The following is a 13577-nucleotide window of genomic DNA, read 5'->3' on the forward strand; positions in this document are numbered from 1 at the left end:
TCACCCAGGCTACATGGTACCTTACACGGAGAGAATTCAATGGCAAAAATAGGATTTGTGGGACTAGGGCATATGGGCTTACCCATGGCCATCAATCTTGTTAAAGCGGGGCATCAGGTTACTGGATATGACCTACAGCAATCTGCTTTACAGCATTTTTCTCAATCAGGTGGCCTGACTGCGCAAAACGCACATGAAGTCGCCAAAGAAAAAGATGTATTGATTACGATGCTGCAAAATGGGCAACAAGTGTTAAACGTTTGTCATGGCACTAATGGATTGTTCCAAACAGCAAAGAAAGGCACTTTATATATTGATTGCTCCACCATAGATGTCAACAGTTCGCGTGAGCTGCATCACCTGGCCAAGCAATACCAACTGCAAGTGGTTGATGCACCAGTATCTGGCGGAGTAGCCGGTGCAGGAGCTGCCACACTAACGTTCATGGTTGGTGGTGAAGATAACGCATTTCATGCTGCGAAGCCTATCCTGGCAGCTATGGGGCAAAAAATAATTCATACTGGCGGTGCAGGAAGTGGACAGGCAGCAAAAATATGTAACAACATGGTTCTAGGAATCTCCATGATTGCCATTTCGGAAGCCTTTATTCTCGCAGAACAACTGCAATTGTCCCCGCAAAAACTCTTTGAAGTGGTAAGCAATGCGTCAGGACAATGCTGGGCGATGACCAAATATGCACCCGTCGCAGGCGTTTTAGAAAATGTTCCTGCCAACAATGATTACAAACCTGGATTTGCTGCAGCAATGATGCTTAAGGATTTACTGCTCAGTCAAGATTCTGCTCGCTCAGTCAATGTGAACACCCCTTTAGGGGCTAAAGCAACGGCTATTTACCAGCACTTTATTGACCAAGGTCTGGGTGATTCTGATTTTTCAGCAATCATTAAACTGATTTCCCAAGGCGAAGAGGTATAATATGCATGCTCATTTGCTCAATCCCCAATTAACGCCAACTGAAGATTCAATCACCGAATTTTGGTCTGAAGTGGCGCAACAAACCATAGATTGGCTTCAACCTTGGGATACAGTGCTCACCGGGGGATTAAAACACGGCGATGTCACCTGGTTTAAAGGTGGAAAATTGAATGTCAGCATGAACTGTTTAGACAGGCATCTACCTCAAAAAGCGAATCAACCAGCAATTATTTGGGAAGGAGATGATCCAACCCAACAGAAAACTCTGACCTTTGCTGAGTTGCATGCTGAAGTATGTCGCATGAGTAATGTGCTCAAACATTTAAAGGTCAAAAAAGGGGATAAAGTAGCCATCTATTTACCCATGATCCCAGAAGCAGCGATTGCCATGCTTGCGTGTACACGTATTGGTGCAGTACATACGGTCATCTTTGCCGGTTTTTCCGCCCACGCATTAAGACAACGGATACTCGCCTCCGAATGTACCTGTCTCATCACTGCAAATCATTTCAGTCGAGGCGGCAAAATAATTGATTTAAAAAAACAGTTTGATGAAGCGTGCCGTGATTTACCCTTACAAAAACTGCTCATTAAAACGAGTGATGATTCCGTTGCCTTTGATAAAAATAAAGATTCTTGGTGGCATGAACTTAAAGACAAAGTAAGTTCACACTGCGATCCCGAACCCATGAATGCAGAAGATCCTCTATTTATATTGTACACCTCTGGAAGCACTGGCCAACCTAAAGGAGTAGTCCATACAACCGGCGGATATCTAGTGCAGACAGCATACACACACGAATTAATCTTTAATTGTCAAAAAGATGAAGTATTTTGGTGTACTGCGGATATAGGATGGGTTACAGGGCATAGTTATGTGGTTTATGGTCCTCTTTGTAATGGAATTACCACCTTAATTTTTCAAGGAATTCCCACCTGGCCTGATTCCTCCAGAGATTGGCAAATCATAGATAAGCATCAGGTCAATGTGTTTTATACTGCCCCCACAGGAATACGCGCCTTAATGCGTGCAGGAGATGAATGGTTAGCTTCCAGTTCTCGACGTTCCTTGCGATTACTGGGATCGGTGGGAGAACCTATTAATCCTGAAGCATGGCAATGGTATTACCAAAAAGTAGGGCAAAACAGATGTCCAATAGTGGATACCTGGTGGCAAACTGAAACCGGATCAATCATGATTAGTCCCAGGGCCAATGATCCGATTAAAAAACCGGGCTCAGCACGGCAACCCATTCCAGGCGTCATTCCTGTATTACTCAATGAACAGGGTGAGGAAATCGCCGGGGCTGGCGAGGGGTTTTTAGCAATCAAATACCCCTGGCCTTCTATGGCAAGAACAATTGCTGGCGATCATCAACGTTATTGCATGACCTATTTACACCATGGCTATTACATAACAGGAGATGGTGCAAAACGAGATGAAGACGGTGACTATTGGATTACGGGACGAGTAGATGATGTGATTAATGTATCAGGACATCGCTTAGGCACTGCAGAAATCGAAAGTGCTCTAGTGAGCCACCCTGCTGTTTCAGAAGCAGCTGTGGTGGGTATCCCCCATGATCTTAAAGGCCAAGGCATTTACGCCTATGTCGTTTTAAAACAGGGCTTCAGTACTGATGACACGTTGAAAGACCAGTTAATCCAACAAGTCAATAAAGAAATTGGACCGATCGCAAAACCCGATGTCATCCATATTGTTCATGATTTACCTAAAACACGCTCGGGTAAAATCATGCGGCGTATTTTGCGCAAAATCGCAGGCAAGGAAATCCAGAATCTGAATGAGTTAGGAGATATATCCACTTTGGCAGATCCGCACATTGTTGAGAAATTGTGGGAGGAATCGAAGCAATCATAAATAATTACTTTTTTCGGCTCTGAATCTGAAAATCTTGTTCTCTTGAACCTGGACTGCACTGCACCCGGGCTTCAAAAGTTGCTCGCTTAAAATTTGTGAATTTTTGATCAAATTGTCAAGTAAATGCAAAAAATGTATTGCTTTATAAGCTAAAAACAATTAAAATTGGTGACGTTTTAGCTATAGGTCAGATCCCCTAAAATGCAAGAAGCCCCGGATTGTTTTGATTTTTCTCAGCTGTCCTTGGAGGAAATAACCAAATTACTCCAACGTTTTAGCGTGCGCCTAACTCCCGATGAAGCCCTTACCATTCAGAATTCCTTATTAAAAAGACCCCCCACTTATGCAGAATGTATTTTATGGTCCATCCAGGGTTCTGAACATTGTTCGTATAAAAGTAGCCGCAAACACCTTAACCAATTTAACACTAAAGCACCCCACGTCATTCTCGGCCCTAAAGAGGATGCGGGAATTGTTGCTGTCGCCACGGATAAGCAAAACAAACGCTATGGCATCGTGGTGAGTCATGAATCACACAACCACCCCTCACAACTCGTGCCCTTCGAAGGTGCAGCAACAGGAGTAGGCGGGAATGTTCGTGATGTCTGTTGTATGGGCGCGGAAGTCATCGCCGTTGCCGACAGTTTGCGCTTTGGCGACATTAACCGTCCCAAAACAAAATGGATACATCAAGGAGTAGTTCAAGGAATCGCAGGTTACGCAAACCCCCTTGGCATCCCCAATTTAGGTGGTGATACTTATTATGATGAAGCCTATAATGAAAACTGTCTGGTCACTGTAGTCACTTTAGGTGTCGTCAGAGAAGATCACATTATTCATTCCTATGCGCCAGCCAATGCAGAAGGCTATCAATTTATATTAGTTGGCAAGCCTACAGACAACAGCGGTTTTGGTGGTGCAGCTTTTGCTTCAGCAACACTAAGTGAAGAACAGCAAGAACAAAATAAAGGGGCTGTACAAGAACCTAATGCTTTTTTACAACGCCATATCCTTAAAGCCAATTATGCCATGTTTGAATTCCTGCGCGAAAAAAATCTAATTGATCGTGTTGGCTTCAAAGACCTGGGGGCAGGAGGAATTGCTTGTGCCAGTGTTGAATTGGCAGAAGCCAGCGGATATGGGGCAGAAATCAATCTTGATCTCGTGCCAACCAGCATGAACAATTTATTACCTGCTGTCGTCTTATGTTCTGAAACTCAGGAACGCTTTATGTGGGTTGTTCCCAAAGAACTGGTTGATACCTTCCTAAAACATTACAACGAACGTTTTGCTCTTCCAGAAATCTGTGATGGAGCGCAAGCAACTGTGGTGGGCCAAATAAGAAATGATGGCTTATATGTTGTAACGTCACAAGGAAAACAAATTGTTTCTGCACGGGCAGAAGACATTACTCAAGGGATTCTTTATGATCGTCCCTTCAGCGTAAAACAAAGCACTTATAGTGAACCCGAATATGTTCCAGTAAGCGATTTCAATGGAGAATTACTCAGTTTACTTGCTCATGAAAACATTGCTTCACGTGCCCCTATTTATGAAAGTTATGACAAACAGGTTCAAGGTCGTTCAGTCATCGAACCAGGATGGGCCGATGCTGGAGTCATTACTCCATTTAATGAAGATAAATATCCAGAAGAAATTCGGCGAACCGCGGTTGCCTTATCGGTCGATCATAATCCGCGTTATAACAAAATTGACGCGTATTGGGGTGCGGTTAATGCAGTTGTTGAATCAGTGCGAAACATCATTGCAGTGGGCGCATGGCCGCTTGCTCTAACAGACTGCCTGTGTTTTGGTAATCCTGAAAATACCGAACAAATGGGCGAGTTTGTTGATTCAGTACGCGGCATAGTCGATGCATGTGATGCAGTAAAAATGTATACCGATCGTAACGTAAGCCTACCTATTATCTCCGGTAACGTATCTCTTTATAATGAATCAGCCCAAGGTGCAATTCCACCGAGTCCTATCATCAGTTGTATTGGTGCGGTGAACGATTATTCCAAAACAATTACCTATGATTTCAAACAGACTCATTCAGTGCTTTTAATGATTGGAGCGCGCAAGGATGAATGTGGCGGTAGTGTGTATTACCAGTTACACAATCAGCTGGGCAGTCAATTACCCAAACCAGAACTGACAACATTAGCTGATGAAATCTCCGCGGTACATGCAGCCATGCAAGCAGGTCTCGTATTGTCAGCACATGATATTTCCGAAGGCGGTATTGCAGTTGCTCTAGCGGAAATGAGTTTTAAAAATGAAATTGGAGTGAATGTTTTTATTCCTGGCGATTTACCCAATGATAAAAAACTGTTTTCGGAAAGTGGCGGATTTATCCTCGAAGTCTCCCCGGAAAAATTAAGTGCGCTGGAACAAATATTTCATCAATATTCTGTACCGTTTCAATCCATAGGTGAAACAACAGCAACCCCAACCTTGATGATCAATTCGGTTATCAATCTATCAATCAGTGCAGCCAAAACTGCCTGGAAAAATGGTTTAGTTGAGAGGCTCATATAATGTCAATTATTGATTATAAAGCTGCAGGTGTAGACATTGAAGCAGGTAATGAAGCAGTTCGTAGCATTAAAAAAGCGGTAGAGAGCACTTTTTCACCGCGAGTACTTACTGGAATTGGCAGTTTCGGTGCCATGTATGATCTCAAAAACCTGCTGCACGATTATGAGCATCCAGTTCTGGTGCAAAGCATTGATGGAGTTGGTACCAAAATGATGGTTGCCAAAATGATGCAAAAATTTGATACCATTGGTATTGATTTAGTAAGTGCCACCACCAATGACATTATTGTTTTGGGAGCAAAACCGCTTACCCTGCTTGATTATATTGCAAACGATAAATTAAAACCGGAGATTATCGAACAGATCATTAAGGGTATGGTCAAAGCCTGTAAAGAAAACCAAATCTCCTTGGTTGGTGGTGAAACGGCTGAAATGCCAGGTACCTATCTACCGGGCGAGCTTGATTTGGTCGGCGTCATTACCGGTGTCGTTGAAAAAAATAAAGCGATTGAAGGAAAAGCGATTTGTGAAGGCGATCTTGTAGTTACCTTTCCTTCAAGTGGCTTACATACCAATGGTTATTCACTCGCAAGAAAATTGCTTTTTGATGTTGCCGGCTATAAGGTTGAGTCGCAATTTCAAGATTTTTCCCACAGCATTGGTGAGGAGCTTTTAACACCTCACCTGAACTACACTAGACCTGTTTTAAGTATGTTGGAAAAAAACATTCCTATTAAAGGAATGGCACACATAACAGGTGGCGGCTTACTGGAAAATATTCCGCGTATTTTGCCCAAACATTGTGGTGTAGAAATCCATAAAAAACAAATTCCCGAACTGCCTATATTTAACTTATTACGCAAGTTGGGGCATCTGGATGATGAACACATGTATCGTACCTTTAACATGGGTGCAGGGTTAGTACTCTTTATAGCACCAGAAACACTCGCTGCTGTTCGCGAAGTACTCCGTGATTTTCCTACTTTCCCTCTTTATGAAATTGGACATGTCGTCAGAGGAGAGCAAAAGGTGAAGCTGTTATGATACGCATTGGCTTAATTCAATTTCCAGGATCCAATTGCGAACGCGAAACAGCGCTCGCTGTAAAACGGGTGGGCATGGAGCCTGTTGAGTTCTTATGGAATGAATCCTTAGAGAAATTACGTAACCTGGATGGTTATATTCTTATTGGGGGGTTTTCCTACGAAGATCGCTCCCGCGCAGGAATTATTGCCGCACTTGATCCTGTAATTCAAGAAATCAAAGCACAAAGCGAAAAAGGCAAACCCGTAATAGGGATCTGTAATGGCGCGCAAATACTCGTCGAGTCCGGTTTAGTGCCTGGGTTTAATCAGAATGATATCAGTATGTCGCTCACAGAAAATAAGCGTATTGCCCATGGAAAAATAGTGGGAACCGGTTTTTATAATGCATGGGTACACATGCGCTTGGCAGAAAATCATCAACATAATGCGTTTACCCGCCATCTTAAAACTACAGATTTAGTTCATCTTCCTATTGCGCACGCGCAAGGACGATTTCTGATGCCGGACTCTTTGTTAAAAGAAATCGAAAAACACGGTTTAAATTTATTTCAATATTGTGATGCCGAAGGAAATGTCATTGATAATTTCCCCATTAATCCAAATGGCTCTGCAGGTAATATTGCTGCAATTACCAACCTGGCTGGGAACGTCATGGCAATGATGCCTCATCCTGAGCGCACGATTAATGGTGATCCTATTTTTGCATCCATGCGTGATTACATAAAGGAACGTCAATGTAGCCTGGGTGAAAGCGAAGCCATAACCCGGGATAGCAAGCACGTTACGAATCAAAAACCCCAAGGTTTCAACAAAATCCCAAGCAGCCATATCTGCCTTGTCAAACTGATCATCACCGATAACCAAGCGTTGACCGTACAAAAAACGTTAAGACGATTAGGTTTTCCAGTAACGGTGAATCGATTTGAGCATTGGGAAGTTGAATGTGATTCTGCAGAACAGTTTACCCAACTCAAAAATACTGGACTTTTGTATTCCGAGCGGAAAGAACGAGAAGTATTCGCAAACGAACTTGGCTCACACAATGCTTTAGCTTATCTTGTTCGCGCAAAAGAAGATTTAAAAGGGCAACAAACATTACAAACGCTTAATGCCCACTATGCAGTACAAAAAATAAATAAAATAAGACATGGTGTCTTATGGCAGTTTACCAGCGATGAAACCAATGTCTCTGCGTTAATAGACCATATTTTGTTAACTCACATTATCGGGAACCCTTATGCTCATGAATGCTACCGCTACGACCACTCGTTATGACAATGAAATTCGAGACGCTTTAGCTTTTTGCCTCGATCAAACGAATTTGCCTGTAGGTAAAAAATATCAAGGAAAAGTAAGAGATTCGTATGATCTTGGTGATGTCATCATGCTCATTACTACGGATAGACTCACGGCCTTTGATCGACATCTCGCACTGATTCCTTATAAAGGAGCAGTTCTTAATTTAACCAGTGCCTGGTGGTTTGAACAAACAAAAAACCTTATCCCTAACCACATTATTGCTGTTCCCGATCCGAATGTCGTTATTGCCAAAAAATGTACTGTTTTTCCGATTGAGTTTGTAGTCAGAGGCTATATCAGCGGCACAACCAGTACTTCGTTATGGACTCAATATCAAAATGGGGTACGTAACTATTGTGGCATTACTTTTCCTGAAGGATTAAGTAAAAATCAAAAACTGGAACAAGCTGTTTTAACCCCGACAACCAAAGAAAAAATTCACGATCGCCCGATTGCTCCACCCGAAATTGTTTCTGAAGGTTGGATGACTGAAGAAGATTGGCTAGAAGCCAGTGCTTTGGCCCTTAAACTCTACGAACGTGGTGCTGAAATTGCTAAAAATCATGGTTTGATTTTAGTAGATACCAAATATGAATTTGGCCGCGATGCGCAAGGAAACATTATCGTAGTTGACGAAATTCACACTCCTGATTCCAGTCGCTATTGGTTGGCTGATAGCTATCAAGAACGCATTGCAGCGGGACTGGAGCCAGAAAATATTGATAAGGAATTTTTACGGTTATGGTTTGCAAAAAACTCAGATCCGTATCACGATGAGCAACTTCCACAAGCACCACAAGAATTAATTGAAGAGCTCTCATCACGCTATATTCAGTTGTATGAACGAATCACAGGTAAAAAGTTTAATTTTGTAGAACATAAAGAACCTGTTGAACAACGGATCATGCGTCATATTGCAAATTTCTTGGGGTAGCATAACCAAATGTGTGGGATAGTAGGTATTTACAGTCATGAACCAGTAGCCTCCGAATTGTATGAGAGCCTGATTCACTTGCAGCATCGAGGCCAAGATGCTGCCGGCATCCTGACCTGTGATCAGCGTTTCTACACGAAACATGGATTAGGTTTGGTACGCGAAATTTTTACTCCTGAGAATGTTTCCTCATTGCAGGGAAATATAGGAATTGGTCATGTACGTTATCCTACTGCCGGCGGCTATACTGCAACCGATGTGCAACCATTATGGATTGGCAGCCCACGAGGGATTGCACTTGCTCATAATGGCAATCTATCCAATTATCAAGAACTGGCTGATGAGATTCGTTTAAAGCAATATCGACATCTTAATTCTACGCTTGATTCTGAGGCCCTACTACTCATGCTTGCGGATAATCTTGCCAGCAATGCATCCAGTAATGAAGAAAATAATGACAGTTTTTTCGAATTGCTGACCCAAGCAGTCGCGCATATCTTTGAACGAATTGAAGGGGCTTACTCCATTGTGTCCGTGATTATTGGCAAGGGACTTGTTGCGTTCCGAGATCCTCATGGCATTCGTCCTTTAGTTTGGGGAACACGTGAAAATTCAGATGGAACCATAGACACTATTTTCGCATCAGAGACCACCCCTTTTTATGCCCTAGGCTTTGAACCTAAAGGCGACATTTTACCCGGTGAAGTAGCCTATGTGGATCTTAACGGGAAATTACACCGTCGGGTTCTGAAAACTGAAGAATTTAGACCCTGCGTATTTGAGTATGTTTATTTTGCACGCCCCGATGCAACACTCAATAACGTAAGCGTGTACCGTGCTCGACTACGTATGGGCCAAAATCTGGCGCTTCAGTGGAAGAAACAATACCCTGACCTCATCCCGGATGTGGTAATTCCTGCTCCTTTCACTGCAAATACAGCAGCGCTGTCTTTTGCCCATGAATTAGGTATTAGGTATTCTGAGGGTTTGTATAAGAATCCTTTTATAGGCCGCACGTTTATCATGCCCAATCAAAAGGCAAGAAGCCGGAATATCCGCTACAAACTGACGCCACAACGAACTGAAATTAAAAATAAATCCGTGATGATTGTCGACGACAGTATTGTCCGGGGAACAACTTCCCGAGAAATAGTCAAAATGGTACGCGAGTCTGGCGCCAAAAACATTTATTTTGCTTCCACATCTCCAGCACTTAAAAATCCTTGTTTTAGTGGGATTGATATCCCCTCTCGTAAAGAACTCATTGCCGCCAATCAAAGTGAAGATGAAATTGCCGCTTATCTTGGTGTTGATGTTTTACTCTATCAGTCCCATGAAGATTTGATTGAAGCAGTAACCCGCCGTGGGGAACATCAAATCAAAAAACCCTGCATGGCGTGTATGGACGGCGATTATTTTTGTAAAAAATTAACTGCAGAAAAAATGAAACAGCTCGAGCTGCAACGAGAAACAAGCAGACTGAGCACCCCCGCAAAAAAAGAGGACATCATTGAATGAACATTCTTGTTATCGGTTCTGGCGCTCGTGAGCATGCACTCATCAAAGCATTAAACCGTTCACCACAAAATACTTCATTGTTTTGTTATGGCACGGCAATCAATCCAGGAATCCATAAATTGACGGCTCAATATTGTGCAGGTGATATTACCGATTGCGCTGCTTTAGTGTCCATGGCAAAACTATGGGGGATCGAGCTAGCAATTATTGGCCCTGAAGCACCGCTTGAAAAAGGAATGGCTGATGCATTATGGCAAGCAGGAATCCCTACGATTGGCCCGAAAAAAGAATTGGCACAAATAGAAACCTCTAAAGAATTTGCACGTGATCTCATGCAAAAATATCACATCGCGGGTTTACCGCGGTATCAAAAATTCGCAACACTAAATCACATTGAAAACTTTCTTAGTGAGCTCGGCGAAGGCAATTACGTGATTAAAGCAAATGGATTGATGGGGGGCAAAGGGGTAAAAGTTGCAGGAGAACATCTGCATTCAATTGCTGAAGCCTTAAGTTTTTGCCAGGAAATTCTCGATAAAAAACAGACGATTCTTATTGAAGAAAAACTCATTGGACAGGAATTTTCCTTCATGTGTTTCGCTGATGGCAAAAAACTTATTCCTATGCCTTTAGTGCAAGATCATAAACGCGCTTATAACGGTGATAAAGGCCCCAATACAGGTGGTATGGGAAGTTATTCAGACACCGACCATCGTTTGCCTTTTTTAACTGCACATGATGTACAAGAAGCTTTAGGGATTAACAATGCAGTCTTTCAGGCTTTGTCTGCTGAATGTGGTGAACCTTATATTGGTATTTTATATGGCAGTTTTATTGCCACCAAAAATGGAATTTATGTCATCGAATTCAATGCACGCTTTGGTGATCCAGAAGCATTAAACGTGTTATCCATTTTGGAGTCCGATTTTGTTGCCATATGCGAAGCTATGGTCAACAACAACCTTACAGAAGATAAGGTCACATTCTCGAAAAAGGCTACTGTGTGCAAATATACGGTTCCTGAAGGCTATCCAGATGCGCCAAAGAAAAACTTTGCTGTTGATTTCTCAAAGGTAGTTTGCCAAGACCATCTGTATCTTTCTTCGGTGAATCAGGTCGACCAGCAAATTATTGCTGAAGGTTCGCGCACCGCTGCCTATGTTGGCATTGCCGATTCAATTTTTGCTGCAGAAATGAACGCCGAGGATGAAATTTCATTAATTGAAGGTCCCTTATTTCATCGTCAGGATATAGGCACAAAAAAATTAATTCAGCAACGCATTGATCATATGCAAAGGATACGCACCTCATGATTCGCATTGCTGTCCTTGGTTCAACTCGAGGCACTAATCTTAATACCCTTGTTGCTGCAATGAAGCAACAGCACTTATCCGCATCCATCGAGCTGGTCTTAAGCAATAAAGCAGACGCGCTTATTTTGGAAAAGGCAGCGCGTTTTGGCATTAAATCCATGTTCGTTAATCCGCAAGGCTTAAGCCGCGTCGATTTTGATCATGAGCTATCCAAAATACTCAGGCTCCATCAAATACAGCTTGTTGTATTAATTGGTTATATGCGCATCCTATCGGCCGAATTTGTCGACAACTGGGAAAATAAAATAATCAATATTCACCCATCTTTGCTGCCTGCTTATGCAGGGTTAATGAATCTCGACGTCCACCAAGCCGTTATCGATGGCACTGAGGTCGAAACAGGATGCACCGTACATTTTGTTACTGCGCAAGTGGATGCGGGCCCTATTATTTTGCAGAAAAAATGCCCTGTTTTACCCGATGATACTGCAGAAATTTTGAAAACCAGAGTACAAGAATTGGAAGGGCCAGCTTTAGTTGAAGCAATTAACATGATTGCAGCCACTGATAGAACCCTCAAATGCCTGCAGGGATCCCAGTAGGTACTCTTGCTGTAGTTAAGGCAGGGGCAATTAATGCGGATATTTTAGCGGGTAACGATTAGGTAATAAATATCCTGAGTATCAGGATGCAATAAAACAATATCGTATGACGCAAGCAGAGAAAGTATCGGAAAATGCGAAAATTAAGGGATAAATAGCAACAAGAGGATTTTTTTCTGCAAAAAAGTCGGGGGCTTACCGCTTCCTGCAAATTTGGAAAGCGGTTTTTCCTTTCTTAGGATTACGAACGCTACATTTTTGTTGGTTTCATACTGTCATCTTCGCTGGCAACTTCTTCGATAGCAAGAGTAGGCGATCCCCCTCCTAGCAGAGTTTTAATTGCTTGTTTTTGATGAGGGTCCAAGTCTACTGTCGCAATGTATTTTTTATAAAACGCTTTTTCTTGTGCTTTAAATTGGTCTAATTTCTTTTGATCAGGAGAGGTTTCTACAGTAAAGTCAACATGATTTCTTCTGACATCATAAATAACATCATAAAAAGTGCTTAATAGTTCGTCATATTCTTTGTTTAATTCTTTAGGTAATACCATTCGATCTACATAGAAAGGATTACATTCCACGTTAAATTTCAATCCTTGGCGGGTAATACGCATTGGAATAGCTGATAGATGCACACCACTCACAGTCAATTCGCGCTCATGACCATAATTTTGTGACTCGCCGGTAGAATCAGTGACAGCTATATCATCTTCATAATCCTGAGTTACCTGTTGGTTAGATGGGATATTGTTTCGATCAAGTACATATACTGCGTGCGTTTTTTTAGGGAGATAGTTAGCAAATGAAATACCAACACCTAATTTCATTGAAGTAGATATCCCGCTTACATCCCCTTTGCGGTGCTGCTTCGCCACGTGGCGAGTTGCTTCCGCATCGATCTCTTTAGAACCTTCTTTGTAAACAATCAAAGGCTTACTTCCGGCCAGGCCATGTACAGCTTGATTTATTTTATCGTGTTCTTCTTTAACACTCATGCCCCTAAATAAAAATCCTTTATGAAACGCATTCATTAAGAAACCAAATACATTAAATTCGTTGGCGACGACTTTGTCTCCTCGCACAGTACTTGTACTAAAAGAATGGGTATTTATCACATATTTTTCTTGTTTTTTATGCTGATAATAATTTCTATTTTCGTCATGCCGCGTCCAAAGAGTTCTTGATTGAGCTTTATTATGGCTTTGTTTCGTTTGCTGCGTAGTGCCATACCTACCTGATTTCAAAAACATGATTACATCTCCAATACAAATATATAATCAAATTGTAGGATAATAATCCTGTTGATTCAAAATAGTACATTTTGGCTGTTTTAATTCATCTGAAGTTGTATTGATTTTGGGGAAAAAGCCGCGAAGGTTATGAGCAAATCGCTTTATGAGCCCAATCTGCCATCAAGCTGATAGCTTATTGTACCCTGGGTGCAGCGCAGCAGAACCCAGGATATCTGAACATGAATGAACTTCTTAGTCCTGGGTTCTGCGCTGCAC

At 42.1% G+C, this 13577-nt stretch carries 10 protein-coding genes; 9 read left to right on the forward strand and 1 reads right to left on the reverse strand.

All coding sequences use genetic code 11. The annotated features are described in order from the left end of the window. Window positions 1-39: 39 nt before the first annotated feature. From mmsB to purN, 9 genes are all read left to right on the forward strand, one after another. The gene (gene mmsB / locus Lani_RS10555) at window positions 40-936 is read left to right on the forward strand and encodes a 3-hydroxyisobutyrate dehydrogenase (RefSeq protein WP_019232518.1); all 897 of its coding nucleotides are present in this window, start codon (window positions 40-42) and stop codon (window positions 934-936) included. Between the two features lies 1 nt (window position 937). After that, entirely contained in the window at window positions 938-2818 is a 1881-nt protein-coding gene (acs, locus tag Lani_RS10560) for an acetate--CoA ligase (protein WP_019232519.1), read from the forward strand. A 201-nt stretch (window positions 2819-3019) separates the two neighbouring features. Next, on the forward strand, window positions 3020-5359 hold the full coding sequence (gene purL, locus Lani_RS10565; RefSeq protein ID WP_019232521.1) for a phosphoribosylformylglycinamidine synthase subunit PurL: 2340 nt from the start codon (window positions 3020-3022) through the stop codon (window positions 5357-5359). Further along, on the forward strand, window positions 5359-6402 hold the full coding sequence (gene purM / locus Lani_RS10570) for a phosphoribosylformylglycinamidine cyclo-ligase (protein WP_019232522.1): 1044 nt from the start codon (window positions 5359-5361) through the stop codon (window positions 6400-6402). The genes purL and purM overlap by 1 nt, the downstream gene beginning before the upstream one ends. After that, window positions 6399-7679: a phosphoribosylformylglycinamidine synthase I gene (gene purQ, locus Lani_RS10575; protein WP_019232523.1), complete on the forward strand. Its 1281-nt coding sequence runs from the start codon at window positions 6399-6401 to the stop codon at window positions 7677-7679. Before purM ends, purQ begins: the two co-directional genes overlap by 4 nt. Beyond that, window positions 7642-8637 (forward strand): phosphoribosylaminoimidazolesuccinocarboxamide synthase, encoded by a 996-nt coding sequence (locus Lani_RS10580; protein ID WP_019232524.1) that lies wholly within the window; start codon window positions 7642-7644, stop codon window positions 8635-8637. The genes purQ and Lani_RS10580 overlap by 38 nt, the downstream gene beginning before the upstream one ends. Window positions 8638-8646: 9 nt before the next feature. Continuing rightward, complete coding sequence (gene purF / locus Lani_RS10585; RefSeq protein WP_019232525.1) at window positions 8647-10155, forward strand: amidophosphoribosyltransferase; 1509 nt, start codon at window positions 8647-8649, stop codon at window positions 10153-10155. After that, window positions 10152-11468: a phosphoribosylamine--glycine ligase gene (gene purD, locus Lani_RS10590; protein ID WP_019232526.1), complete on the forward strand. Its 1317-nt coding sequence runs from the start codon at window positions 10152-10154 to the stop codon at window positions 11466-11468. Before purF ends, purD begins: the two co-directional genes overlap by 4 nt. Beyond that, on the forward strand, window positions 11465-12070 hold the full coding sequence (gene purN / locus Lani_RS10595) for a phosphoribosylglycinamide formyltransferase (RefSeq protein WP_019232527.1): 606 nt from the start codon (window positions 11465-11467) through the stop codon (window positions 12068-12070). The genes purD and purN overlap by 4 nt, the downstream gene beginning before the upstream one ends. Before the next feature lie 250 nt (window positions 12071-12320). Here purN and Lani_RS10600 read toward each other — a convergent pair whose 3' ends face one another. Continuing rightward, entirely contained in the window at window positions 12321-13319 is a 999-nt protein-coding gene (locus Lani_RS10600; protein WP_019232528.1) for a hypothetical protein, read from the reverse strand. Window positions 13320-13577 lie beyond the last annotated feature (258 nt).

Source organism: Legionella anisa, assembly GCF_001467525.1.
Classification (GTDB): domain Bacteria; phylum Pseudomonadota; class Gammaproteobacteria; order Legionellales; family Legionellaceae; genus Legionella; species Legionella anisa.